Origin of the sequence: Sphingopyxis sp. (genome assembly GCF_035686825.1) — a bacterium.
In the GTDB taxonomy this organism is placed as follows: Bacteria; Pseudomonadota; Alphaproteobacteria; order Sphingomonadales; family Sphingomonadaceae; genus Sphingopyxis.
The window spans coordinates 152,071-177,638 of sequence record NZ_DASRYZ010000001.1 but is presented as its reverse complement, the minus strand read 5'-3'; the positions used below and the strand labels follow the sequence as shown (position 1 = coordinate 177,638).

Here is a 25,568-nt window from a genome sequence, read left to right as displayed (position 1 = left end):
GGGGAGGGCAGTATGAAAACGACATCTGTTGTCGCGGCGGGCGCCGCGATGTTCGCGCTTGCCGCCTGCTCGTCGGTGCCGCGTAACACGGGCACTAGCTATGAATGCAGCGGCGGCACGCGGCTCAAGGTCGATTATGTCGGCGACGGCGCGATCGTGCGCGTCAATGGCGGCCGGACGATGGCGCTCAAAGCGACCCCGGCGAACCGCGGCCAGATTTACGAAAACAAGAGCGGGGCGCGGCTGCAACGAAATGGCAACAGCGTGACGTGGAACACCGCGGCGCGATCGGCGCCTGAAAGCTGCCGCGCCGTCTATACGCCGCTCTGACGGGACAAGATGTCAGGGCCGGGCGGGCGCCTTGCAACCGCGTTCGAGCCCGACGCCCTTGAGGAACCCTCGACGCACCGTTCCGGCATAGACCGCGAGCGCATAGCGCCGCCGTTCGGCATTGGCGCCGGTGACCTCGCCGATCAGCCCGCGAAAGGGGATGATTCCTCCCGCGACCGTGCCGGCAACCCGGCCGGCGGTTTCCTCGCGCTTCTTGGCGCGATCCTTGTCGACCTGCTCATTGACGTCGGCACCGAGCACGGCGTTGAGTTCGTTCACCTCCGCGATGATCGCGGCGCATTTGCCCAGACCCGCCAGAGAATAGGGGTCTTCCTGAATTTCGAGCAGCTTGGGCGGGACCTCCTTGCCGTCGAAGGGTTCGGTCACCGAATTGGCCGTGCCCTTGATCATCGACTCTTCGGGCGCGCCCTGTTGGGCGTGAGCGGATGCGGTTCCGGCAAGCAGGGCTGCCGCAAGAGCGAATAAGGCCTTGTTTCGCATAATTATATCATCCCCTAGCTTCTCGCCGATTCAACGCACCCGAGGCCTTTCGGCTCCATGTGGCGCTATCTCGGGCGGCGCACGGTGATTTGAACCCATGGCCCCTGCACTCCATCATAACCGCCGCCGAGGCTTTCGGCGAGATCGAGCCAATCCCAGCGTGCGGCTTCGTGATAGATGGCTTCAATCTCTTCGCGTGCAAAATAGTTGAAATATCGCCCGAAACGGTCTCGCCCTTCGCGTCCGCCACCCTTGTAGCTCGCGAAATGCAGTCCGCCGGGTTTCAGCGCGCGATGGATACGCGCAAGCACGCCGGGAAGATCGTCGCGCGGTACGTGGAGCAGGCTGGCCGATGCCCATATGGCGTCGTAGCGGTCGGCGGCAGCGAGTTCGTCGAAACGCATCACCCGAACCGGTCTACCGATCCTGGCTTCGGCCTTGGCCGCGACCTCGGCCACCCCGTCGGTCGGGTCGACCGCAAAACCGCGCACGATCATATGCGCCGCATCGCGCCCGCCGCCGCAGCCGAGTTCGAGAATCTCCGCTCCGTCGGACAGCCGATCTAGGAAGCGGTCGAGGTGGCGCGACACGCCCGATTGGCCCGACGCTGTATAAACCGGCGCTTCGGCCGCGTAGAAAGCGAGGGTTCGGGCGTCGTAGCCGCTCACCGCGTCGGCACAGGCTCGGCACCGCTCCAGTCGTAGAAGCCGCGGCCGGCCTTTTTGCCCACCCAGCCGGCGTCGACATATTGGACGAGCAGGGGCGCGGGGCGGAATTTGGGGTCGCCCGTGCCGCTATAGAGCACGCGGATGATTTCGAGGCAGGTGTCGAGACCGATGAAGTCGGCGAGCGTGATCGGTCCCATCGGATGGTTGAGGCCCAACCGACAACCGGTGTCGATGTCCTGCATCGTCGCGACGCCTTCACCCAGTGCAAAGACCGCCTCGTTGATCAGCGGCATCAGCACGCGGTTGACGATGAAGCCGGGCGCGTCGTTGGCGTGGACGATTTCCTTGCCGAGACCGCGGCCATAGGCCTCGACCGCAGCGAGCGTTTCGTCGTTCGTCGCTAGCCCGCGGATCAGTTCGATCAGCCCCATCACCGGCACCGGGTTGAAGAAATGGACGCCGATGAAGCGCGCCGGGTCGGGTGCCGCCTGCGCGAGGCGGGTGATCGGGATCGAGCTGGTGTTCGAAGCGAGGATCGCGGTTGCCGAGAGATGTTCGCCGACGCTCGCGAAGATCGCGCGCTTGATTTCCTCGCGCTCGGTCGCCGCCTCAATGACAAGATCGGCGGGGGCGAAGGCGGCATAGTCGGCAACGGGCGTGATCCGCGCGAGCAGCGCGTCAGCGTCGGCCTGACTCATCTTCTCTTTCGCCACGAGGCGGCCGAGCGCCTTCGCGATGCCCGCCTTGCCCGCTTCGGCGCGGGCGATGTCGATGTCGGACAAGAGCACGTCGTGGCCGGCGGCCGCCGACACCTGCGCGATCCCCGCGCCCATCTGCCCCGCTCCGATAACGCCGACGATCATATCCTGCCCTTTCGCTGAAAATCTGCCCGTGGCCCTACGGCTTCGGGCAGGGGCGTCAAGAGCGGGCGTCAGGGGGCGGAGCGGAACTCGGTCGCTTCGGCGAGGATCAGCGCAAAGGCGGGGCTGGCGTCATCCCATGTCGCGACCGGGGTCCAGCCGCCGGCGCGGAGCAGCAGATTCGCGTCGCGCGGGCCATATTTATGGCTGTTCTCGCTGTGGATCGTTTCGCCCTTCGCCATATGATAGGCGCGGCCGTCGATCGTGAAATCCATGTCGCAGGCGGCGACGAGATGCATTTCGATGCGCGCATGGACGTCGTCCCAGACCGCGCGGTGGCTGAAATTCCCGACCGCCATGTCGCCGCCGAGTTCGCGATTGATCCGTTCGAGGAGGTTGAGATTGAACGCCGCGGTCACTCCCGCCGGATCGTCATAGGCGATTTCGAGTATGCCAATATCCTTGATCCGGTCGATGCCGATCAGCATCAGCGACCCGTCGCCGAGCGTCGCGCGCCAGTTGCGCAAGAGGTCGATCGCGGTGCGCGCGACCATGTTGCCGATCGTCGAGCCCGGGAAAAAGCCGAGTTTCGGGAGCAGGCAGATTTCGCGCGGCAATTCGACGCGCTGGGTGAAATCGGCTTCAACCGGATAGATCGGCACCGCCGGGAAGCGCGCCGCGAGCGCCTGCGCGCTGTCGCGAAGGAAATCGCCCGAAATATCGACCGGGACATAGGCGGCGGGCGCGATGGCATCGAGGAGCAACGGCGTCTTGGTCGAGCTGCCCGAACCGAGCTCGACGACCGCGCGGCCGGGGCCGATCGCCGCGGCGATGTCGGCGGCATGGCGCGTCAGCAGATCGGTTTCGCTGCGCGTCGGATAATATTCGGGGAGCGCGGTGATGTCTTCGAACAGCGCCGAGCCGGTCGCATCGTAGAACCAGCGCGCCGGAATCGCCTTTTGCCGCTGCGCGAGGCCGGCGTGGACGTCGGCACGAAAGGCGATGTCGATGCCGGCATCATCGGCCGAAACCTGACGAAGGTTGCGCACTACGCCCATGATTGGGGGGCCATGTCAAAGATCCTTTGCGAGACGCAGACCGGTGAATTGCCAGCGCTGGTGGGGGTAGAAGAAGTTGCGGTAGGAGGCGCGCAGATGGCCGCGCGGGGTCGCGCAGCTGCCGCCGCGCAGGACGAACTGGCCGCTCATGAACTTGCCATTATATTCGCCCACCGCGCCCGGCGCGGCGCGGAAGCCGGGATAGGGGCGATAGGCGCTGCCGGTCCATTCCCACACGCTGCCGAACATCTGTTGCAGGTCGGTTGCATCGGCGGCCGGGGCGGGCTGCGCCGGGCCGGCGGCATCGAGCTGCTGCCCCTCCTCGGGATCGAGCCCCGTAGCCGCCGCTTCCCATTCCTGTTCGGTCGGCAGGCGCGCGCCGGCCCAGCTCGCGAAGGCGTCGGCCTCGAAGAAGCTGATGTGCGTCACCGGCGCGGCAGGGTCGATATCCTGCCAGCCCGAGAGGGTGAAATATTGGCCGTCGCGCCAATAGGCGGGCGCCTCGACATCTTCGCCCTGCGCCCACGCCCAGCCGTCGCTGAGCCAGAGCGCGGGGGTGTGATAGCCGCCGTCGGCGATGAATTCCTGCCATTCGCCGTTGCTGACCGGGCGGCTGGCGAGCGCGTGCGGCGTCAGCAGCACCTCGTGGCGCGGTCCCTCGCAATCGAAGGCGAAGCCGTCGCCGCCATGACCGACCGCGGCGATGCCTTCGGCGCCCCTCACCCATTTCATGGCGGAAAACTGCCGAACTTCACTCGCGATTCGCGTATCCCACACCGCCGGGCCGAGCGGGTTTTGCGCGAAAAGATGCTTGATGTCGGTGAGCAGCAATTCCTGATGCTGCTGCTCGTGATGGATGCCGAGGGTGACGAGCGCCAGCGCAGCGGGCGGCAGGTCGGGCAAGGCGCTCTGCACCGCCGCATCGACATGCGCGCGCCAGACGCAAATCTCGTCGAGCGAGGGGCGCGTCAGCAGACCGCGCTGCGGACGCGCGTGGCGCGGCCCTTCGGCCTCATAATAGGAGTTGAAAAGATAGGGATAGCGCGCGTCGAAGAGCGCATAGCCCGGCACATGATCGCGCAGGATGAAGGTTTCGAAAAACCAGGTCGTGTGCGCGAGGTGCCATTTGGCGGGCGACGCGTCGGGCATCGACTGCGCGCTCGCGTCGGCGTCGGAGAGCGTCGCCACGAGATCGAGCGAGAGACGGCGGGTCGCGGCGAAGCGCCGGATCAACGCCTCGATCGGGTCGGCGCGGGTCGAAGCGTCGGTGCGGCTGGCCATGTCGAGACAATCCCCCGGGGTGCGATTCGGTTTCGCGGTTCGTCGGATTATGGTTACGGCGCGATCGATTGTCTAGAACATTTAGGGAACATTGGTCGTCGGCGGCGCGCGGGTGACTGCAGCCCTCGGCCTTGCGCCACCTCTCCAGCGCCCCCCGCCTGCGCGGGGGCGACGGTTTTAGCGCGTCGCGCCGGGTTTCCAGAGGATATCGCCGCCCGCGGCGGCGTTGAGCTGGCGCGTGAGCACGAAGAGATGGTCCGACAGGCGGTTGAGGTAATTGAGCGCGAGCGGGTTGAGCTTGCGCGCCGCCCCCGCCGCGACCGCAGCGCGTTCGGCGCGGCGCGTGACCGCGCGCGCGAGGTGGAGGCGCGCCGCGGCTTCGGTGCCGCCGGGCAGGATGAAGCTTTTGAGCGCGTCGAGCGCCGCGTTCATCGCGTCGATCTCGTCCTCCAGCCGCGCGATCTGGCTCGGCACGATGCGCAGCGCCATTTCGTGCGGACCGAAGCCGAACTGGATGTCGGGCGGGGTCGCGAGGTCGGCGCCGAGGTCGAACAGCTCGTTCTGGATGCGCGACAGCATCGCCGCCTCGTCGCTCGCGGCGTCGATCGCCGCGGCGGCGATCCCGATCGCGCTGTTCGCTTCATCGACGTCGCCGATCGCCGCCATCAGCGCGTCGGATTTGGCGATGCGCGAGCCGTCGACGAGACCGGTAGTGCCGTCGTCGCCGGTGCGCGTATAGATCTTGTTCAGTTTAACCATCGCCGGGCCTTAGCTTCCGGCAGCAAAGACGCCGATCAGCACGAGCAGGATGATGGTGATCGCCTGCCACTTCACGCGGGCCATCATCATCTTGTTCTGCATCACCTGATTTTCCTGGACGGTGCCCTCCACCTGGGCCTTGTGCCCTTGCGAGAAATAGAAGAGCCCCCGCGCGAGCGAGAAGAGGACGAAGCCGGCGGCGATGACGACACCAAGGATGAGCAGGATTTCCATAACCCTTATTTAGGCGTTCTGGAGCGAATAGCCAGCAGGAAGCCGGTCGGCGGCGAGATCGGCGGCGAGCGCGCGGCCGTCGACCCCCGCCGCGCGGAGCGAGGCGAGCGACGCCGCCGCGTCGCGCTTGGCGAGCCGCTTGCCGTCGGCGCCGCAGACGAGCGCGTGGTGACGGTAGACCGGCGTCGGCAAGCCGAGCAAGGCCTGGAGCAGCCGGTGGACGTCGGTCGAGGCGATCAGGTCGGCGCCGCGGATCACATGCGTCACCCCCATATCGGCGTCGTCGAGCGTGCTCGCGAGATGATAGCTCGCGGGAGCGTCCTTGCGCGCGAGGACGATATCGCCGTGCGCGAGCGGGTCGGCAGACCGAAGTCCCTGCCCCGCCTCTTCCCATTGCAGATCGCCATTGTCGGCGAGCGCGCGCGCCATGTCGAGGCGCCAGCAATGCGGTTCGGCCGCCATGCGCCGTTCGCGTGTCGCGGCGGACAGGCCGCGGCAGGTTCCGGGATAGGTCGCCCCGGACGGACCGTGCGGCGCCGACAGGCTCGCGGCGATGTCGGCGCGCGTGCAGAAGCAGGGATAGACGAGGCCGCGCGCGCGCAAATTTTCGAGCGCGGCGGCATAGTCGCCGAGCCGGTCCGACTGGCGCACCGGGTCGCCGTCCCAGTCGATCCCGAGCCATGCGAGGTCGGCGAGCGAGGCCGCGACAAACTCTTCGCGCGAACGGCTGCCGTCGATGTCGTCGATACGGATGCGGCATTTCCCGCCGGCGGCGCGCGCGGCATGGTGCGCGAGCACAGCGCTATAGGCGTGTCCCAAGTGCAGGTCGCCGGTCGGGCTGGGAGCGAAACGCGTCAGCATCGGCACCCCCATGAATCCATATACTGTGCCGAGTCAAAGCCAATCATTCCATATCTTGCGGGCACAAGCCCCTTGACGTCAGAATCTGATGCGGCATGTAATGATGGTGTCACGCGCGGGAGGCAGTGGCGCGCCATCCCGTGAAGCAATGGGGGCAGCGTTATTTAGCCATGTTCCATCCCGATCTTGCCCGGCACCCCGATAGCTGTCCGGCGCTCGTCCTCAACGCCGATTACACGCCGCTGAGCTATTATCCGCTGAGCCTCTGGCCCTGGCAGACCGCGGTGAAGGCGGTTTTTCTCGACCGGGTCACGATCGTCGAGAATTACGAGCGCGAAATCCATTCGCCGACGCGGACGATGCCGATCCCGAGCGTCATCGCGCTGCGCCAATATGTGAAGCCGTCGGAGCATCCGGCCTTCACGCGCTTCAACCTGTTCCTGCGCGACCGCTTCGCGTGCCAATATTGCGGGTCGGGCAAGGATCTGACCTTTGACCATGTCGTGCCGCGCCGGCTCGGCGGGCGCACGACGTGGGAAAATGTCGCGACCGCCTGCGCGCCGTGCAATCTGAAAAAAGGCGGCCGGACGCCGCAACAGGCGCATATGCCGCTCTATCGCCAACCCTGGCGCCCGACGAGCTGGCAGTTGCAGGACAATGGCCGGGCGTTTCCGCCCAATTATCTGCACACGAGCTGGATCGACTGGCTCTATTGGGATGTCGAACTCGAAGGCTGACGGGCGCATGAGCGAGCGCGACAGCATGGGTTCACCTCGATGGCACTAGGCGGCCGCCAGCCATCGAAAAAAGGAGAAACATCATGGTTCGCATCACCCGCATGCTCGCCGTCGGCGCGATCGCCGCCCCGCTGCTCGCCGCCTGCGCGACGATCCCGCCCGCCGAAGAGCCGGTGTCGGTCACCGGCAGCATCACCTATCGCGAGCGCATGGCGTTGCCGCCGACGGCGCAGGTCGAAGTCACGCTCGCCGACGTCAGCCTGATGGACGCGCCGTCGAAGACGATCGCGCGGCAGTCGTTCACCGCCGACGGCCGGCAGGTGCCCTTTGCCTTTTCGCTGACCGTCGATCAGCGGCAGCTCGATCCGCGCCACAGCTATGCGGTGTCGGCGCGCATCACCGACGCGTCGGGCAGGTTGATGTTCATCACCGACACGCGCAACTCTGTTACGTTCGATGGCCGCCGCGCAATCGATCTGGGCATGCTGACCCTCGTCAAGACGAACTGATCGTATAGGCGCATAGCTATGCGCCGCTTGACCCTGCACCTTCGCAGGTGCAGCAAGCGGCGCATGGGCCCGCCTATCCAGATCTCGCAAAATCCCGACATCCGCTATTTGGGGCGGATTCTCGGCGACGTCATCCGCGCCTATGGCGGCGACAAATTGTTCCGCCAGACCGAATATATCCGCTCGTCGAGCGTCGACCGGCACCGCGGGATCGCGGGGGCCGAGGCGATCGATCCGGGGCTCGATGCGCTCGGCCTCGACGACACGATCGCGTTCGTGCGCGGCTTCATGCTGTTTTCGATGCTCGCCAACCTTGCCGAGGACCGGCAGGGCGTCGCCGCCGAACCCGAAGCCACGGTCGCGGCGGCGATCGAGAAATTGAAGGGCGACGGCATCGACGGCGAGGCGGTCGCGGCGCTGCTCGGCGCCTCGCTCGTCGCCCCCGTGCTCACCGCGCACCCGACCGAGGTGCGGCGCAAGTCGGTGCTCGACCACAAGAATCGCGTCGCCGAGTTGATGCGGCTGCGCGATGCCGGGCTCGAAGAGACCCCCGAGGGCGACGTGATCGAGGACGCGATCCGGCGGCAGGTCGTTCTCCTCTGGCAAACGCGCCCGCTGCGCACGCAGAAATTGTTCGTCGCCGACGAGATCGACAATGCGCTGACCTATTTGCGCGACGTCTTCCTGCCTGTGGTGCCCAAGCTTTATGCGCGCTGGGAGAAGGAACTGGGGACGCGCCCGGCGAGCTTCCTGCGCGTCGGGAGCTGGATCGGCGGCGACCGCGACGGCAATCCCTTCGTCACCGCCGAGACGCTGCAGCAGGCGACGGCGCGCAACGCGGCGGCGGTGATCGGCCATTATATCGACCAGGTCCACGCGCTCGGCGCCGAACTGTCCGTGTCGTCGAGCCTCGCGCCGGTGCCCGAGGCGGTCGAAGCGCTGGCGGAAGCGAGCGGCGACGGTGCGCCGAGCCGTGGCGACGAACCCTATCGCCGCGCATTGTCGGGCATTTATGCGCGGCTGTCGGCGACTTATCTCGCGATCACCGGCAAGGCGCCGCCGCGGCCTGCCGCGCTGAAGGGCGAAGCCTATCGAGCCCCCGCCGATTTTCGCCGCGACCTCGTCACCATCGCGAACGGCCTGTCGGCGAGCGGCAAGGGCCAGCTCGCGGGCATCGGCGCGCTCGGGCGGCTGATCCGCGCGGTCGAGGTGTTCGGTTTCCACCTCGCGACGCTCGACATGCGGCAGAACAGCGCGGTGCACGAACGCGTGCTCGCCGAGCTGCTGGCGGTATCGGGCGTGTGCGCCGATTATCTGGCGCTGGACGAGGAAGCCCGCGTCGCGCTGCTGACCGCCGAGCTGCAAAGCGACCGGCCGCTCGCCGCGCCCTGGCACCAATGGAGCGACGAAACCGCGGGCGAACTGGCGATCGTTCATGCCGCTGCCGATGTCCGCGCGCGGCTGGGGCAGGATGCGATCTGCCAGTGGATCATCTCGATGTCGCAGGAATTGTCCGACCTGCTCGAAGTCCATCTGCTCGCGCGCGAGGCGGGGCTGTGGCGGAGCGGCGATGCCGCAGGCAAATCGAACCTGATGGTCGTGCCCCTGTTCGAGACGATCGCCGATCTCGATCGTGCGCCCGCGATCATGGCGCGTTATTTCGCGATGCCCGAAATCGGCCCGCAGATCGGCCAGCGCGGGCATCAGGAAGTGATGATCGGCTATTCGGATTCGAACAAGGATGGCGGCTATCTGACTTCGACCTGGGGGCTGCATCAAGCGTCGCAGGCGCTGACCCCGGTGTTCGAGGAAGCGGGTACGGCGATGCAATTGTTCCACGGCCGCGGCGGTGCGGTCGGGCGCGGCGGCGGCAGCGCCTTTGCCGCGATCCGCGCGCAGCCCGCGGGCACGGTGCAGGGCCGCATCCGCATCACCGAACAGGGCGAGGTGATCGCGGCGAAATATGGCACGATCGACGGCGCCGCGACGAACCTCGAGGCGATGGTTTCGGCGAGCCTGCTCGCGAGCCTCGAGCCCGAGGCGAAGAGCGACGCCGACGGCGCGCGCTTCGCCGAAGCGATGGACGCGCTGTCGGACACCGCGTTCGGGGCGTATCGCGGGCTTGTCTATGACACGCCGGCGTTCCGGGATTTCTTCCGCGCGATGACCCCGATCGCCGAGATCGCGGGGCTCAAGATCGGGTCACGGCCGTCGAGCCGGACGAAGTCGAGCGCGATCGAGGATCTGCGCGCGATCCCGTGGGTGTTCAGCTGGGCGCAGTCGCGCGCGATGCTGCCCGGCTGGTACGGGACGGGCGAGGCGTTCGCGGGCTTCGGCGACAAGGCGCTGCTGACCGACATGGCGCAAAGCTGGCCCTTCTTCGCCGCGCTGCTCGGCAATATGGAGATGGTGCTCGCGAAATCCGACATGGGGATCGCGGCGCGCTATGCCGAATTGGCGGCGGGGATCGACGGGCACGCCGAGCTGTTTACGCGTATCCGCGACGGGTGGCACCGCGCGCACGACGGCTTGCTCGACATCACCGGACAGACACGGTTGCTCGAGAGGAATCCGGCGCTCGAAGCATCGATCCGGCTGCGACTGCCCTATATCGAGCCGCTCAACCTGCTGCAGATCGAGCTGATGAAGCGCCACCGCGCGGGCGAAACCGATCCGCGCATCGCAGAGGGCATCCAGCTGACGATCAACGCGATCGCGACGGCGCTGCGGAATAGCGGCTGAGACTCGTCGCCCCCGCGAAGGCGGGGGCCGCAATCGGTTTGCGTGGCGAGGAAGATCAAGGCATCCAGCGGCCCCGCCTTCGCGGGGGCGACGGTTACCTCAACCCTTGGTGATCAGCACCTTGCCTTTGGCGTTCGCGCCGTCGGGGCCGAAGTTGATCGTGAAATCCTCGCCATCCTTCGTCTTGCCCGCGAGCGTGTCGCCGCTGCGCGTGACCTTGACGCCGTTTTTGGCGAATTCGCTCGCCATCCAGTCGGCCGCCTTCGCGGGCGCGGCGGGCGAGGTGAAGCCGAGTTCGACCCGCGCCTTGTCGACGCCCCCCTTGTCGTTCGCGTCGACGTTGACCGTCGTCACGTTGCTGCCGGGGTAGAGCTTGACCCCGTCGATATCGAAATCGCCCTCGATGTCGAGGTCGACGAAGTCGGGGACGTCGATGTTGATCGCGGCCCCTTCGCCGCCGATGCTGATCTTGCCGCCGTCCTTGCCGGTGCGGATCTTGACGCCGCCGCCGTCGCCTTCGGCGTTGATCGAGACTTCGGTGGCGTCGCCGGCCGCCTTCTCGTTCGACCCGCACGCGGCGAGGAGCATCATCGGGGGAATCAGGAACGCCAGACGCATGGTCAATCTCCTTGGTGCGTTAGTTATATAATACACCTTGGAGATTAGTGAGTCAATCTATCCTCGTTCGTCATGCCGGACTTGATCCGGCATCCCGCTTTTTTGACGTCGCGTAGCGGGACCCCGGATCAAGTCCGGGGTGACGATGCAGGAGAGGAGGCGTCAGGCGTCGATGCTCGTCCGAACGTCGCCGTGGACGAGACCGCCGTCGACGGTGATCGTGTCGCCGACGATATAATCGCCCGCCTTCGACGCGAGGAAGATCGCGGCGCCCGCCATATCCTCGGGCACGCCGATGCGCTTGACGGGGATGCTCTTCGCGACCGCGTCGCCATGGTCGCGCGCGGCCTTGTTCATGTCCGACTGGAAGGCGCCGGGGGCGATCGCGGTGACGAGGATATGATCGCTGACCAGCCGCGCCGCGAGCCGTTTGGTGAGGTAGAGGATCGCGGCCTTCGACGCGTGATAGCTGTAGGTTTCCCACGGGTTCAAACGCTGGCCGTCGATCGAGCCGATGTTGATCACCTTCGCGGGGCGGTCGGCGCTGCCGCCGGCCTTGAGCAGCCCGTGGAGCGCCTGCGTCAGGAAGAAGGGCGATTTGACATTGATGTCCATCACCTTGTCCCAGCCCGCCTCGGGGAAGCCCTCGAAGGGTTCGCCCCAGGCGGCGCCGGCGTTGTTGACGAGGATGTCGAGGCGTTCCTCGCGCGCTTCGAGTTCCTTGGCGAGCGCGCGGCAGCCTTCGACGGTCGAAAGGTCGACGGGGAGGCCGATGACCTTGCCCGGGTAGCGCGTCTCGAAATCGGCGACGGCTTCCTCGATCTGCGCGGTCTTGCGCGCCGAGATATAGACGCGCGCCGCGCCCGCGGCGAGATAGCCCTCGACGATCATCTTGCCGATGCCGCGCGAGCCGCCGGTGACGAGTGCGATGCGGCCGTCGAGGCCGAACATGTTCTGGAGGTTCATAACGCTATCCCTTTTTCCGTTCGTCCCGAGCTTGTCGAAGGACCGTTCTTCCCCGCGACGTCCGAAAGAGAGGACGGCCCTTCGACAAGCTCAGGGCGAACGGGTTTGGAAATGCTTGGCTCAATAGCCGTTCATCCGCGCGACCTGATCGATGTGATAATGCACATCGCCCATGAACTCGGCGAGCGCGCGGTCGCGTTTCATGTAGAGGCCGATGTCATATTCGTCGGTCATGCCAATGCCGCCGTGCATCTGGACGCCTTCGCGCACCGCAAGATTGGCGGCGCGGCCAGCCTTGGCTTTCGCGACCGAGACCATCAGCTTCGCGCCATCGCTGCCTTCGTCGAGCAGCTGCTGCGCCTTCATCACCGTCGCGCGCGCGACTTCCATCTCGCCATAGAGATGCGCGGCGCGGTGCTGGAGTCCCTGGAACTCGCCGATCAGCTTGCCGAACTGCTTGCGTTCCTTGAGGTAGGTGACGGTCATGTCCATCGCGCCCTGCCCGACGCCGACCATTTCGGCGGCGGCACCGGTGCGGGTGGCGGCGAGCAAGGCATCGAGGATTTCGCCGCCCGCATCGACCTCGCCGATCACCGCGTCGGCGTCGACTTCGACGCCGTCGAGCGTGACATGGCTGGCCAAGCTGCTGTCGACGAGACGGCGCGGGTCGGCGGTCAGACCCTTCGCATCCTTTGGCACCGCGAACAGGGTGATCCCGCCGTCGGTCTTTGCCGCGACGATGCTCATGTCGGCGACATGGCCGTGGAGGACGAAGCTCTTCTTGCCGTCCAACCGAAACCCGTTGCCGGCGCGCGTCGCGGTGGTCGCGATGCGCTCGGGGCGGTGCTTGGCGCCTTCGTCGATCGCGAGCGCGATGATCGCTTCACCGGAAGCGATGGCGGGGAGCCAGCGCCCCGCCTGCGCACCGCCCGCCTTGGCCAGCGCGGCGACGGCGCCGACGCCGGTCGACAGGAAGGGCGACGGGGTCAGGTTGCGGCCGATTTCCTCGAGCACGATGCCCGCTTCCATATGCCCCATGCCGAGGCCGCCATGCGCCTCGGGAACGAGCATGCCGGGCAGGCCCATTTCGGTGAACTGTGCCCAGAGGTCGCGCGAGAAGCCGGTGGCGTCGGCAGAGTCGCGGAGTTTGCGCAGGTGCGACACCGGCGCCTGTTCGGCCACGAAGGGGGCGACGCTGTCCTTGAGCATCGCCTGGTCGTCATTGTGATACAAAGGCATGGGTCAGGCTCCGGGCAGGTCGAGGATACGCTTGGCGATGACGTTGAGCATGACTTCGCTCGTCCCGCCTTCGATCGAATTGGCCTTGGTGCGCAACCATCCGCGTGCCCTTGCGCCGCCCTTGGTCTCTTCGCTGTCCCATTCGAGCGCTTCGCTGCCGCCGCCCGACATCACCAGCTCGTGCCGGCGCTTGTTGAGTTCGGTGCCGACATATTTCATCATGTTCGACGACGCAGGATGCGCGCGCCCGGTCTTCCACATATCCATGAAACGCTCGCCCATCGCGCGATAGGCAAAGACGTCGACGTCGAACGCCGCCATTTCGGCGCGCAGGATCGGGTCATCGAGCTCGCCCGCCGCATTCTTGCCGAACGCCTTGGCAAAGGCGCCGCCGATGCTGACCATGTCGCCGCCCGCGCCGCCGCCCGAGATCATCTCGCGTTCGTGGCCGAGCAGATATTTGGCGACGTCCCAGCCGCGGTTGATTTCGCCGATGAACTGCGTCTTGGGCACTTCGACATCGTCGAAGAAGGTTTCGCAGAAGGGCGAATTGCCGCTGATCAGCAGGATCGGCTTGGTCGTGACGCCCTTGCTCTCCATGTCGAAGAGCATGAAGGTGATGCCCTGATATTTGTTCATCTTGTCGGTGCGGACGAGGCAGAAAATCCAGTCGGCCTTGTCGGCGTAGCTGGTCCAGATCTTCGACCCGTTGACGACCCAATGATCGCCCTTGTCCTCGCCGAAGGTCTGCAAGGACACGAGGTCGCTGCCCGAGCCGGGTTCGGAATAGCCTTGACACCAGCGGATTTCGCCGCGCGCGATCGGGTTCAGATATTGGACCTTCTGCTCCTCGGTGCCGAATTGCAGCAGCGCGGGGCCGAGCATCCAGATGCCGAAGCTGTCGAGCGGCGAGCGCGCGTGGATGCGCTTCATTTCCTGTTTGAGGATCTTGGTCTGCTCGGGGGTGAGCCCCGCGCCGCCATAGGGCTTCGGCCAGTCGGGCACGGTATAGCCCTTCGCCACACACGCTTCGAGCCATTGCTTCTGGGCGTCATTCTTAAACACCCAGTTGCGGCCGCCCCAGCACACGTCGCCCTCGTCGCGCACGGGCTCGCGCATTTCGGGGGGGCAATTGGCCTCCAGCCATTCGCGCACTTCGGTGCGGAACGCGTCCAGTTCGCTCATCCTTTTGGCTCCTCTTCTGCGGCCAAATCTACGTCCGCTTCGCTGCTTTACGCAAGCGTCAACTTGGCACCGCGCCCCTGCCGTTACGGCGCCGTAGCGTCGGATTGACCGCCGTTGACGCGTCACCTTTGGCGCCTAAGCTAAGTGGCAAAAGAAAACGGGAGAATGGGTCATGCGATTCGCAGGCAAGGTTGCCGTCGTCACCGGCGCGGCGTCGGGTATCGGCAAAGCCACGGTGCTGAAGCTGGCGGGCGAAGGCGCGCATGTCTTCGCCGCCGACATCGACGAAGTGGGCGGGAAAGCGCTCGCCGAAGCATCGAACGGCAAGGTCGACTTCGTCCGCTGCGACGTGACGAGGCCCTCGGATATCGAGGCGCTGATGGACGCCGCCGCGGCGAAGGCCAGCGGGATCGACATCGTCTTCAATAACGCCGCCGCGGGCGGCGACCGCGCGCCGATCGACGAGATCACGCCCGATGGCTGGGACCGGACGATGGATCTGGTGCTGAAGTCGGTCGCGATGGGCATCCGCTATGCCGCGCCGCATATGAAGGGGCGCAAGGGCGCGTCGATCATCAATACCGCAAGCGTCGCGGCGCTCGGCGCGGGCTATTCGCCGATCGCCTATGCGGTCGCGAAGGCGGGCGTGCTGCACCTCTCCAAGGTCGCGGCGACCGACCTCGCGCAATATGGCATCCGCGTGAACGCGATCTGCCCGGGCTTCATCAACACCAATATCTTCACCGCCTCGCTCGAGGTGCCGGGCGAGCTCAAGACGCAGGCGAATGCGGTGATCGCCGAGATGAGCGCGAACGCGCAGCCCGTCGCGCGCGGCGGCCAGCCCGAGGATATCGCCAACGCGGTCGCCTATCTCGCGAGCGAGGAATCGAGCTTCATGACAGGCACCCACCTGCTCGTCGACGGCGGGCTGACGATCGGTCAGCGCCACGCGTGGGACAAGGAAACGCCGGGCATATTCGACGCCCTGCTCGCGATGGAGGAAGCGGCGAAGGCCGGAGCCGCCGCGTGAGCGCGGCTACCGCCGCGCCCCCGCGCCCCGAACGGCTGCCGGTCTGGCTGAAGCTGGTGCACGGGCTCGGCAGCATCGCTTACGGCGTCAAGGAAAACGGCTTTTCGACCTTCCTCCTGCTGTTCTACAATCAGGTCATTGGCCTCGACGCCGGTATCGTCGGCATTGCGATCATGGTCGCGCTGATCTTCGATGCGTTCATCGACCCGGTGATCGGCGAGCTGACCGACCGCACGCGCAGCCGCTGGGGACGCCGCCTGCCCTGGCTGTATGTCGCGCCCTTCCCGCTCGCGCTCGCGTGGATGGCGCTGTGGAGCCCGCCCGAAATGAGCGATGCGGCGACCGTCGCCTGGCTGATCGGCTTTGCGATCATCGTCCGCGCGCTGGTGTCGATGTGCGAAGTGCCGTCGGTGGCGATCGTCCCCGAACTCACCGCCGATTATGACGAGCGCACCGCGGTGATGCGCTACCGCTTCCTGTTCGGCTGGGGCGGCGGGCTGGTGATCCTCGTCCTCGCCTATGGCGTGTTTTTCGGCGGCGCCAAAGGGCTGGTCGATCCGGCGGGCTATTTCCCCTATGCGCTGACGGGCGCGCTCGTCATGCTCGGCGCGGTCGTCATCTCGGCGGCGGGCCAGCACAAGCGGATCGCGGTGTCGAACCTCGCCGACCACAAGCCCGCAATGAGCCTGTCGCATATCCTGCGCGACATGCGCGACACGCTGTCGAACCGCGCCTTCCTGTGGCTGGTGTTCGCGGCGCTTTTCGGCTTCGTCAATCAGGGCATCACCTTTTCGATGAACAATTATCTGCTGAGCTTTTTCTGGCAGTTCACGCAGGGCGAGATGGTCGCTTATGTCTTTCTGCTGTTCGGGACGATGATCGCGGCCTTCCTGCTCGTCGCGCCGCTATCGGCAAAGCTCGGCAAGCGCGACGGCGCGATTTTGGCCGGCGCGATCTCGCTGATCGTCAACAGCGGCATCTATTTCGCGTGGATCCAGGGGTTTTTCCCCGGCCTGCCCGGCAAGCCGAGCGTCGCATGGATGTTCGGGCTGGTTTTCGTTTCCAACACCTTCTCGATCATCCTGATGATCCTCTCCTCGTCGATGATGGCCGACGTCGTCGAAGCTTCGCAAAGCGAAACGGGCCGCCGGTCGGAGGGGCTGTTCTTCGCCGGATATTTCTTCATGCAGAAATGCGCGACGGGCATCGGCATCTTCGTCGCGGGGATGATCCTGTCCTTCGCCGCCTTTCCGGCCGGGGCCGAGCCGGGACAGGTCAGCAACGCGGTGCTCGGCGATCTGGCGCTCGGCTACATGCTTTCGGTGCTCGTCATCGGGATCGTCGGGCTGATCGTGATGCGGCGCTTCCCGATCTCGCGCGCCGATCACGAGGCGCGGCTGGCGCTGCTGGGCGACGCGGCGCGCGCCGAACCCGACGCGAGCGGAGCGCACCCCTAAGCGAAAAATGCGCGCCATGACCAAATGGGGTAATTTTCGGACCGCAGGACTTGGCAAGGCCGGCGAATCGGTCCAAGGGTTTACGTGAACGTAAAGGGAAGGATGCGGAGATGGATTTCGATCTCACCGACCGGCAGGTCTATTGGCGCGACCGGGTGCGCGACTTCATCGAGCGCAAGGTCCGCCCCGCCGTCCCGACCTACAACGAGCAGGACAAGGCCGGCGACCGCTGGAAGGTCATCCAGATCGTCGAGGATCTGAAGGCCGAGGCGAAGGACGCCGGCATCTGGAACCTGTTCATGCCGCCGCGCAGCGCCGCGCATCACCATGTCGACGAGACGTTCGAATTTGCAGGCCCCGGCCTCACCAACCTCGAATATGCGCTCTGCGCCGAGGAAATGGGCCGCGTCGGCTTTGCGAGCGAGGTGTTCAACTGCTCGGCGCCCGACACCGGCAATATGGAGGTGTTCCACCGTTACGGGACGCGCGCGCAGAAGGACAAATATCTCGGCCGGCTGATGAACGGCGAGATCCGTTCGGCCTTCCTGATGACCGAGCCGCGCGTCGCCTCGTCCGACGCGACGAATATCGAGACGCGGATCGAGCGCGACGGCGACGATTATGTGATCAACGGCCGCAAATGGTGGTCGTCGGGTGCGGGCGATCCGCGCTGCGAGGTCGCGATCGTGATGGGCAAGACCGATTTCGCCGCGAAGCGCCATGCGCAGCAGTCGATGGTGCTGATGCCGCTCGACGCCCCCGGGGTGAACATCCTCCGCCACCTGCCCGTCTTCGGCTATGACGATGCGCCGCACGGCCATATGGAAATCGAGCTCAAGGATGTGCGCGTCAATGCCGAGGAAGCGATGCTGCTTGGCGAGGGGCGCGGGTTCGAGATCGCGCAGGGGCGGCTCGGGCCCGGGCGCATCCATCATTGTATGCGTACGATCGGCGTCGCCGAGGAAGCGATCGCCAAGATGGCGAAGCGGCTGCAGTCACGCGTCGCGTTCGGCAAGAAGGTCGCCGAATATAGCATCTGGGAGCACCGCCTCGCGCGCGCGCGCATCGATATCGAGATGACGCGCCTGCTCTGCCTCAAGGCCGCCGACATGATGGACAAGGTCGGCAACAAGACCGCCGCCGCCGAGATCGCGATGATCAAGGTGCAGGCGCCGAACATGGCGCTCAAGATCATCGACGATGCGATCCAGGCGCATGGCGGCGCCGGCGTGTCGGAGGATTTCGGGCTCGCCAAGGCCTATGCGCACCAGCGCACCCTGCGCCTTGCCGACGGACCCGACGAGGTCCACGAACGCGCGATCGCGCGGATCGAATTCGCCAGGCATAGCGAGGCAAGCGAGCCCGGCTTTTCGTCGGGCGACATCGGCGTTTCGCGTTAAACCAGAAACCGGAGAGATAGTGTGACCAAAGCCGCGATTCTGATCGAGCCCGGAAAGCCGCTGTCGATCGAAGATGTCGTCGTTGCCGATTGCGGCCCGCACGAGGTGCGCATCCGCACCGCGGCGTGTGGGCTCTGTCATTCGGACCTGCATTTCATCGACGGCGCCTACCCGCATCCCCTTCCGGCTATTCCCGGCCACGAGGCCGCGGGCATCGTCGAGGCGGTCGGCAGCGAAGTGCGCACGGTGAAGGTCGGCGACGCGGTCGTGACCTGCCTCAGCGCCTTCTGCGGCCACTGCGAATTCTGCGTGTCGGGCCGCATGTCGCTGTGCATGGGCGGCGACACGCGCCGGCCGGCGGGCGCGGCGCCGCGCATCACGCGGCCCGACGGATCGCCGGTGAACCAGATGCTCAACCTCTCGGCTTTCTCCGAGACGATGCTCGTCCACGAACATGCGTGCGTCGCGATCGACCCCGAGATGCCGCTCGACCGCGCGGCGGTGATCGGTTGCGCGGTGACGACGGGCGCGGGGACGATCTTCAACGCGTGCAAGGTGACCCCCGGCGAGACGGTCGCGGTGGTCGGCTGCGGCGGCGTCGGGCTCGCGACGATCAACGCCGCGAAGATCGCGGGCGCGGGGCGGATCATCGCCGCCGACCCGGTTCCCGAGAAGCGCGCGCTGGCGGTGAAGCTCGGCGCGACCGACGTTGTCGACGCGCTCGCCGACGATGCCGCGAAGCAGATCGTCGAGCTGACCAAGGGCGGCGTCGACCATGCGATCGAAGCCGTGGGCCGTCCCGCTTCGGCGAGCCTCGCGGTGGCGTCACTGCGCCGCGGCGGCACGGCGACGATCCTCGGCATGATGCCGCTCGCCGAAAAGGTCGGATTGAGCGCGATGGACCTGCTCTCGGGCAAGAAATTGCAGGGCGCGATCATGGGCGGCAACCGCTTCCCGGTCGACATCCCGCGCCTCGTCGATTTCTACCTGCGCGGGCTGCTCGACCTAGACTCGATCGTCGCCGAAACGATCCCGCTCGCGAAGGTCAACGAAGGGTTCGACAAGATGAGGAAAGGCGACGCCGCGCGGTCGGTGATCGTGTTCGACCAATGACGCTCGACGCGCAAAAGGCGTTCAGCGGCACCGTCGCGCCCGAAGGCGCCGATGTGCTCGACGAGGCGAAGCTGACCGCGTGGATGGAAGCCAATGTCGAGGGTTTCGAGGGTCCGCTGACGCAGGGCAAATTCGCCGGCGGCCAGTCGAACCCGACGTACAAGATCAGCGCGCCGTCGGGCAATTATGTGCTGCGGCGCAAGCCGTTTGGCCCGCTGCTCCCGTCGGCGCATGCGGTCGACCGCGAATACAAGGTGCAGGCGGGGCTCCACAAGACGGGCTTCCCCGTCGCACGCCAGTACGGCCTCTGCACCGACGACGATGTCGTGGGGAGCTGGTTTTACGTCATGGGCATGGTCGACGGGCAGACGATCTGGGACGGGTCGATGCCCGGGTCGACACCCGCGAACCGCCGCGCGACCTACGACGCGATGATCGACACGCTCGCTGCCTTGCACAGCGTCGACGTCGAGGCGGCGGGGCTTTCGGACTTCGGCAAGCCCGGCAATTATTTCGGTCGCCAGGTCGACCGCTGGACGAAGCAGTATAAGCTTTCCGAAACCGAGACGATGGACGAGATGGAGCGGCTGATCGAATGGCTGCCGGCAACGCTGCCCGAACAGACGCGGACCAGCGTCGTCCATGGCGACTATCGCATCGACAACATGATCTTTGCCAAGGACCGGCCCGAAGTGCTCGCGGTCCTCGACTGGGAGCTGTCGACATTGGGCGATCCGCTCGCCGATTTTACCTATGTCGCGATGGCGTGGGTTACCGAAAATGGCGGCCGCTCGGGAGTCATGGATCTCGACCGCAAGGACCTCGGCATTCCCGAACTCGACGAGGTGGTCGAACGCTATTGCGCGGCCACCGGCCGCGACGGCGTGCCCGACATGAACTGGTATTTCGCGTACAACTTCTTCCGCCTCGCCGGCATCATGCAGGGGATCAAGAAGCGCGTCATCGACGGCACCGCTTCTTCCGCGCATGCGAAAGCGATGTCCGAACGCGTCCTGCCGCTCGCCGAGCGCGCGTGGGACTTCGCGAAGAAGGCGGGCGCATGAGCCTGTTCGACATGAGCGGGCAGGTCGCGCTGATCACCGGATCGTCGCGTGGCATCGGCAAGGCGACCGCCGAGGCGATGGCCGAGCAGGGTGCGAAGGTCGTGATTTCGAGCCGAAAACAGGACGCATGCGACACCACCGCGGCCGAGATCAATGCGAAGTTCGGCGAAGGCACCGCGATTGCGATCGCAGCGAACATCTCGTCGAAGGACGACCTCCAGAACCTCGTCGATGAAACGCGCGCGGCTTTCGGCAAGATCACCACGCTCGTCTGCAACGCCGCGTCGAACCCCTATTATGGCCCCGGGCTCGGGATCAGCGACGATCAGTTCCGCAAGATCATGGACAATAACATATTGTCCAACCACTGGCTGATCAGCATGGTCGCGCCCGAAATGCTCGAACGCGGCGACGGATCGATCATCATCATTAGCTCGATCGGCGGGCTGAAAGGATCGCCGATCATCGGCGCCTACGGGATTTCCAAGGCCGCCGACATGCAGGTCGCGCGCAATTTCGCAGTCGAGTTCGGCCCGCGCGGGGTGCGCGTCAATTGCATCGCGCCGGGGCTGGTGCGCACCGACATGGCGCGCGCGCTGTGGGAAAATCCCGACAACCTCAAACGATCGACCGCCGCCTCGACCTTGAAGCGCATCGGCGAGCCGCACGAGATCGCGGGCGCCGCGGTCTTCCTCGCCAGCAAGGCGGGGGCATTCACCACCGGCCAGACCATCGTGTGCGATGGCGGGGCCACGATTTCGGGAGGCGCATGATGGGCGCGTTGGATGGCAAGGTTGCGATCATCACGGGTGCCGGTTCGGGCATCGGACGCGCGAGCGCGCTGCGCTTTGCCGTCGAGGGCGCGAAGCTCGTCATCGGCGACAAGACGGAGGCGGTGCACGACACCGCGAAGCTGGTGAAGGACGCGGGCGGCGAGGTCGTGGCGCTCGAGATCGACGCGGGCGTCGAGGCCGATGTCGCGAAGCTCGTGGCGGCCGCAAAAGAAACCTATGGCGCGCTCGATATCGCCTTCGCCAACGCCGGGATCATCGGCGACATGGGCGGCATTTTCGATTTCGACCCCATCGCCTGGGCCGAGACGCTGCGCGTCAACCTGATCGGCCCCGCGCTGATGGTGAAACACGCCGGCAAGGCGATGGTCGATCAGGGCCGCGGCGGCGCGATCGTGCTCACCGCGAGCGTTGCGGGGATCAATTCGGGCGCGGGTCCGGGGGCTTATTCGGCGTCGAAGGCGGGGGTGATCAATCTCGCCAAGGTCGCGGCGCAGCAGCTCTCGACCAGCGGCGTGCGTGTCAACGCCGTGTGTCCCGGCCTCACCGAAACGGGGATGACCAAGCCGACCTTCGATTATGCGAAGGCCAAGGAGGTCACGCACAAGCTCGGCCAATTGAACCCGCTGCGCCGCGCGGCACAGCCCGAGGAACTCGCCAATGTCGCGCTGTTCCTCGCCAGCGATCAGGCGAGCTACGTCAATGGGCAGGCGATCGCGGTCGACGGCGGCCTCACCAGCTCGCATCCGGTGACACGCCAGTTGCTTGGCCAGACCTCGCACTGATAGGTCCCGTCCTATGACCCATGGATTCGACCTCGCGCGGCTGGACCGCATCCCCGCCTTTCTCGCCGCCAAATATGTCGACACCGGCCGCTTGCCGCACGCCGCGACGCTCGTGTCGCGGCGCGGCGAGATCGCGCATCAGTCATGCATCGGCGGGGGCCGGCCGGGCGAGGCGCTGAAAGAGGATGCGATCTTCCGCATCGCTAGCATGACCAAGCCGATCACCAGCATCGCCTTCATGATGCTGGTCGAGGAGGGCAAGGTCGCGCTGTCGGACCCTCTGGTGAAGTTCTGCCCTGAGTTTCGCGACACCGGCGTCTTCGTCGCGGGCGGCGGCAATGTGCCCTTTCTGACGCGGCCGCCCGCGTCGCCGGTCCGCATGGTCGACCTGCTGCGCCATACCGCGGGGCTGACCTATGGTTTTCAGGAGCGTACCCCGGTCGACGCGGCTTATCGCAAGGCGCGCATCGACGATTTCGACGCCGATTACACAATGGACAGCTTCATCGCCGATCTTGCGAAGATCCCGCTGCAGTTCGACCCCGGCGCGCACTGGAATTATTCGATGGCGACCGACGTGCTCGGCGCGGTGATCGAACGGGTCGAGGGCAAACCGTTCGGCGAGGTTTTGCAGGAGCGCATTTTCGGCCCGCTCGGCATGGTCGACACGGGGTTCAAGGTACCCGCCGACCAGCAACACCGGCTCGCCGACGCCTATGCCTTTCATCCGAAGGAAGTGAAGCAGGGTTTCGACGAAGGCGCGCGCAGCCGCTGGGCGAAGGACCGCAGCTTTCATTCGGGCGGCGGCGGGCTCGCCTCGACGCTTCACGACTATCACCGCTTCTGCCTGATGCTGCTCGGCGGCGGCAAGCTCGGCGATGTGCGGATCGTCAGCCGCAAGACGCTCGACCTGATGACCTCGAACCATTTGCCCGGCGGCGGCGACCTGACGCAGCATAGCGTCGGCATTTTTTCCGAGGACGAGAATGCGGGGGTCGGCTTCGGGCTCGGCTTCGCGGTCACGCTCGACCCGGCGCGCGCGGGCATTCCCGGCTCGGCGGGAGATTTCTACTGGGGCGGCATGTTCTCGACCGGCTTCTTCGTCGATCCGGTCGAAGAGATCTGCATGGTCTTCATGACCCAGCTCATGCCCTCCTCCACCTATCCCGTGCGGCGCGAGGTCAAGACGCTTGTCCACGCCGCGCTCGACGACTGACATTTAGACCAAGGAGTTCTCCCATGTCCGAAGACACCCCGATTTCCGTCACGATGGAAAAGGATGGCGAAGTCGCCGTCATCATCGTCAACAACCCGCCCGTCAACGCGCTGAGCTGGCACGTCCGCCAGGGCCTTGAGGACAATTTCGGCGCCGCGCTCGCCGATGACAGCGTCAAGGCGATCGTGCTGCGCTGCGACGGCGCGACCTTCATCGCGGGCGCCGACATCAGCGAATTCGGCAAGCCGCCGCGCGGGCCCGATTTCAACGCGGTGCTCAACAGCATCGAAGCGGCATCGAAGCCAGTCGTCGCCGCGATCCACGGCACAGCGCTCGGCGGCGGGTTAGAGACCGCGCTCGTCTGCCACTATCGCATCGCGGTGCCCTCGGCGAAGCTCGGCGTGCCCGAGGTGAAGCTCGGCCTGCTGCCCGGCGCGGGCGGCACCCAGCGCCTGCCGCGCGTCGTCGGCGTCGAAGCCGCGGCGACGATGACCTCGACCGGCGATCCGCTGCCCGCATCGAAGGCGAAGGAACTCGGCCTCGTCGACGAACTCGCCGGCGAGGATAGCCTTGCCGCCGACGCGATCGCCTTTGCGCGCGCGAAGATCGCCGACGGCCCGCGCCCGACGCGCGAACGCGAAGTGTTCGGCGATGTCGGCGTGATCGAGCAATTGACGGCGAAGAACGCCAAGCGCTGGCGCGGGTTCGAGGCGCCCTATGCCAACCTCGCCTGCGTCGAGGCGGCAACGCGCCTGCCGTTCGACGAAGGGCTCGCCTTCGAGCGCGAGCAGTTCATGAAGCTGATGTTCGGCAGCCAGTCGGCGGCGCAGCGCCACATCTTCTTCGCCGAGCGTCAAGCAGCGAAGATCGACGGGCTACCCAAGGATACCCAGCTCCGCGATATCAAGAAGGTCGGCGTGATCGGCGCCGGCACGATGGGCGGCGGCATCAGCATGAACTTCCTCCAGAAGGGCGTGCCCGTCACGATAGTCGAGATGGCGCAGGACGCGCTCGACCGCGGCGTCGGCGTGGTCCGCAAGAATTACGACGCGTCGGCGGCCAAGGGCCGCTTCAAGCCCGAGCAGGTCGACCAGATGATGGGCCTGCTGACGCCGAGCCTGAGCCTCGACGACCTTGCCGACTGCGACCTGATCATCGAGGCGGTCTATGAAAATATGGACGTCAAGAAGGACATCTTCGGCAAGCTCGACAAGATCGCGAAACCGGGCGCGATCCTCGCGTCGAACACCAGCTACCTCGACGTCGACGAGATCGCGACCGCGACGAGCCGCCCCGGCGACGTGCTCGGCATGCACTTCTTCTCGCCCGCCAATGTGATGAAGCTGCTCGAGGTCGTGCGCGGCGACAAGACCGCGCCCGACGCGCTGGCGACAGCGATGGCTACGGGTAAGAAGATCGGCAAGGTCGCGGTGGTCGCGGGCGTGTGCGACGGCTTCATCGGCAACCGCATGCTCAAGCCGCGCCAGATGGAGGCGATGAAGCTGCTGCTCGAAGGCGCGACCCCGGCGCAGGTCGACAAGGTGCATGTCGAGTTCGGCATGCCGATGGGGCCGTTCCAGATGAGCGACCTCGCGGGCGTCGACATCGGCTGGCACCGCGACCCGAACCGCATCGAAAGCATCCGCGACGCGCTCGCCGCCGAGGGCCGCTGGGGGCAGAAGAAGCAGGCGGGCTTCTATGACTATGACGAGAAGCGCAATCCGTCGGAAAGCCCGCGCGTCGCCGAGATCATCGAGGAATTCCGGGCGAAGGCCGGCGTCGAGAAGCGCGAGATCACCGATCAGGAGATCATCGAGCGCACGCTTTATCCGATGGTCAACGAAGGCGCGCTGATCCTCTCCGAAGGCAAGGCGCAGCGCGCGAGCGACATCGATGTCGTGTGGATCTATGGCTATGGCTGGCCGGTCTATCGCGGCGGTCCGATGTTCTGGGCGGGGCTCGAAGGCACCGACAAGATCGTCGCGGCGCTCGAAAAACATGGTTTCGAGATTGCGCCGCTGCTCAAGGAAAAGGCGGAGGCGAAGTCGGGCTTCTGACCCGCGCACGCTCACGAAAAGGAGGCCGTCTGTCCCGCTGCGGGGCAGGCGGCCTTTTCTTTGCCCGGTGGCGGCCGCAGGCGTGAGCGAAAACTTGCGATTCAGGG

The 25,568-nt window shown here is 66.0% G+C and carries 25 protein-coding genes; 13 read left to right on the top strand and 12 right to left on the bottom strand.

Features of this window, described 5'->3' with window-relative positions:
* The first annotated feature begins 12 nt into the window (after positions 1-12).
* Positions 13-330 (top strand): MliC family protein, encoded by a 318-nt coding sequence (locus tag VFG17_RS00790; RefSeq protein ID WP_325027577.1) that lies wholly within the window; start codon positions 13-15, stop codon positions 328-330.
* Positions 331-342: 12 nt separating this feature from the next.
* Here VFG17_RS00790 and VFG17_RS00785 read toward each other — a convergent pair whose 3' ends face one another.
* The 8 genes from VFG17_RS00785 to gluQRS form a co-directional block, all read right to left on the bottom strand.
* Positions 343-741: a hypothetical protein gene (locus VFG17_RS00785; RefSeq protein ID WP_325027576.1), complete on the bottom strand. Its 399-nt coding sequence runs from the start codon at positions 739-741 to the stop codon at positions 343-345.
* 155 nt (positions 742-896) lie between these two features.
* Positions 897-1,499 (bottom strand): class I SAM-dependent methyltransferase, encoded by a 603-nt coding sequence (locus VFG17_RS00780; protein ID WP_325027575.1) that lies wholly within the window; start codon positions 1,497-1,499, stop codon positions 897-899.
* A complete protein-coding gene (locus VFG17_RS00775; RefSeq protein ID WP_325027574.1) occupies positions 1,496-2,362 on the bottom strand; it encodes a 3-hydroxyacyl-CoA dehydrogenase NAD-binding domain-containing protein in 867 nt (288 codons plus the stop codon). The genes VFG17_RS00780 and VFG17_RS00775 overlap by 4 nt, the downstream gene beginning before the upstream one ends.
* A gap of 68 nt (positions 2,363-2,430) precedes the next feature.
* Positions 2,431-3,417, bottom strand: coding sequence for an L-histidine N(alpha)-methyltransferase (gene egtD, locus VFG17_RS00770; RefSeq protein ID WP_325027573.1), 987 nt, complete (start codon positions 3,415-3,417; stop codon positions 2,431-2,433).
* A gap of 15 nt (positions 3,418-3,432) precedes the next feature.
* Complete coding sequence (gene egtB, locus VFG17_RS00765) at positions 3,433-4,698, bottom strand: ergothioneine biosynthesis protein EgtB (RefSeq protein WP_325027572.1); 1,266 nt, start codon at positions 4,696-4,698, stop codon at positions 3,433-3,435.
* 177 nt (positions 4,699-4,875) lie between these two features.
* Entirely contained in the window at positions 4,876-5,457 is a 582-nt protein-coding gene (locus VFG17_RS00760; RefSeq protein WP_325027571.1) for a cob(I)yrinic acid a,c-diamide adenosyltransferase, read from the bottom strand.
* Positions 5,458-5,466: 9 nt separating this feature from the next.
* The gene (locus VFG17_RS00755; protein WP_325027570.1) at positions 5,467-5,691 is read right to left on the bottom strand and encodes an HIG1 domain-containing protein; all 225 of its coding nucleotides are present in this window, start codon (positions 5,689-5,691) and stop codon (positions 5,467-5,469) included.
* Between the two features lie 9 nt (positions 5,692-5,700).
* Complete coding sequence (gene gluQRS, locus VFG17_RS00750; RefSeq protein WP_325027569.1) at positions 5,701-6,552, bottom strand: tRNA glutamyl-Q(34) synthetase GluQRS; 852 nt, start codon at positions 6,550-6,552, stop codon at positions 5,701-5,703.
* 170 nt (positions 6,553-6,722) lie between these two features.
* On the opposite strand from gluQRS, the gene VFG17_RS00745 reads away from it, so the two are divergent.
* From VFG17_RS00745 to ppc, 3 genes are all read left to right on the top strand, one after another.
* A complete protein-coding gene (locus VFG17_RS00745) occupies positions 6,723-7,289 on the top strand; it encodes an HNH endonuclease (protein WP_037553138.1) in 567 nt (188 codons plus the stop codon).
* 83 nt (positions 7,290-7,372) lie between these two features.
* Positions 7,373-7,798, top strand: a complete 426-nt coding sequence (locus VFG17_RS00740; protein WP_325027567.1) for a YbaY family lipoprotein — start codon at positions 7,373-7,375, stop codon at positions 7,796-7,798.
* A gap of 63 nt (positions 7,799-7,861) precedes the next feature.
* The gene (gene ppc / locus VFG17_RS00735) at positions 7,862-10,540 is read left to right on the top strand and encodes a phosphoenolpyruvate carboxylase (RefSeq protein ID WP_325027566.1); all 2,679 of its coding nucleotides are present in this window, start codon (positions 7,862-7,864) and stop codon (positions 10,538-10,540) included.
* 99 nt (positions 10,541-10,639) lie between these two features.
* On the opposite strand, the gene VFG17_RS00730 is transcribed toward ppc, so the two are convergent.
* The 4 genes from VFG17_RS00730 to VFG17_RS00715 form a co-directional block, all read right to left on the bottom strand.
* Positions 10,640-11,158: a hypothetical protein gene (locus VFG17_RS00730; RefSeq protein ID WP_325027565.1), complete on the bottom strand. Its 519-nt coding sequence runs from the start codon at positions 11,156-11,158 to the stop codon at positions 10,640-10,642.
* A 162-nt stretch (positions 11,159-11,320) separates the two neighbouring features.
* Positions 11,321-12,124 carry an SDR family oxidoreductase gene (locus VFG17_RS00725; RefSeq protein ID WP_325027564.1) on the bottom strand — a complete coding sequence of 268 codons (804 nt, stop codon included), beginning with the start codon at positions 12,122-12,124 and terminating at the stop codon, positions 11,321-11,323.
* 120 nt (positions 12,125-12,244) lie between these two features.
* Complete coding sequence (locus VFG17_RS00720; RefSeq protein WP_325027563.1) at positions 12,245-13,363, bottom strand: acyl-CoA dehydrogenase family protein; 1,119 nt, start codon at positions 13,361-13,363, stop codon at positions 12,245-12,247.
* 3 nt (positions 13,364-13,366) lie between these two features.
* Positions 13,367-14,548, bottom strand: a complete 1,182-nt coding sequence (locus VFG17_RS00715) for an acyl-CoA dehydrogenase family protein (protein ID WP_325027562.1) — start codon at positions 14,546-14,548, stop codon at positions 13,367-13,369.
* 172 nt (positions 14,549-14,720) lie between these two features.
* Between VFG17_RS00715 and VFG17_RS00710 the strand changes: the two genes are divergently transcribed.
* The 9 genes from VFG17_RS00710 (at position 14,721) to VFG17_RS00670 (ending at position 25,461) form a co-directional block, all read left to right on the top strand.
* The gene (locus VFG17_RS00710; protein WP_325027561.1) at positions 14,721-15,578 is read left to right on the top strand and encodes an SDR family oxidoreductase; all 858 of its coding nucleotides are present in this window, start codon (positions 14,721-14,723) and stop codon (positions 15,576-15,578) included.
* The gene (locus VFG17_RS00705) at positions 15,575-17,035 is read left to right on the top strand and encodes an MFS transporter (RefSeq protein ID WP_325027560.1); all 1,461 of its coding nucleotides are present in this window, start codon (positions 15,575-15,577) and stop codon (positions 17,033-17,035) included. The genes VFG17_RS00710 and VFG17_RS00705 overlap by 4 nt, the downstream gene beginning before the upstream one ends.
* Before the next feature lie 110 nt (positions 17,036-17,145).
* Positions 17,146-18,435 (top strand): acyl-CoA dehydrogenase family protein, encoded by a 1,290-nt coding sequence (locus VFG17_RS00700; RefSeq protein ID WP_325027559.1) that lies wholly within the window; start codon positions 17,146-17,148, stop codon positions 18,433-18,435.
* A 21-nt stretch (positions 18,436-18,456) separates the two neighbouring features.
* On the top strand, positions 18,457-19,548 hold the full coding sequence (locus VFG17_RS00695) for a Zn-dependent alcohol dehydrogenase (protein WP_325027558.1): 1,092 nt from the start codon (positions 18,457-18,459) through the stop codon (positions 19,546-19,548).
* Entirely contained in the window at positions 19,545-20,612 is a 1,068-nt protein-coding gene (locus VFG17_RS00690; RefSeq protein ID WP_325027557.1) for a phosphotransferase family protein, read from the top strand. Before VFG17_RS00695 ends, VFG17_RS00690 begins: the two co-directional genes overlap by 4 nt.
* On the top strand, positions 20,609-21,385 hold the full coding sequence (locus VFG17_RS00685; protein ID WP_325027556.1) for an SDR family oxidoreductase: 777 nt from the start codon (positions 20,609-20,611) through the stop codon (positions 21,383-21,385). Before VFG17_RS00690 ends, VFG17_RS00685 begins: the two co-directional genes overlap by 4 nt.
* Positions 21,385-22,188, top strand: coding sequence for an SDR family NAD(P)-dependent oxidoreductase (locus tag VFG17_RS00680; RefSeq protein ID WP_325027555.1), 804 nt, complete (start codon positions 21,385-21,387; stop codon positions 22,186-22,188). Before VFG17_RS00685 ends, VFG17_RS00680 begins: the two co-directional genes overlap by 1 nt.
* A gap of 13 nt (positions 22,189-22,201) precedes the next feature.
* A complete protein-coding gene (locus VFG17_RS00675) occupies positions 22,202-23,404 on the top strand; it encodes a serine hydrolase domain-containing protein (protein ID WP_325027554.1) in 1,203 nt (400 codons plus the stop codon).
* Between the two features lie 23 nt (positions 23,405-23,427).
* Positions 23,428-25,461 (top strand): 3-hydroxyacyl-CoA dehydrogenase NAD-binding domain-containing protein, encoded by a 2,034-nt coding sequence (locus tag VFG17_RS00670; RefSeq protein WP_325027553.1) that lies wholly within the window; start codon positions 23,428-23,430, stop codon positions 25,459-25,461.
* Positions 25,462-25,568: the final 107 nt, after the last annotated feature.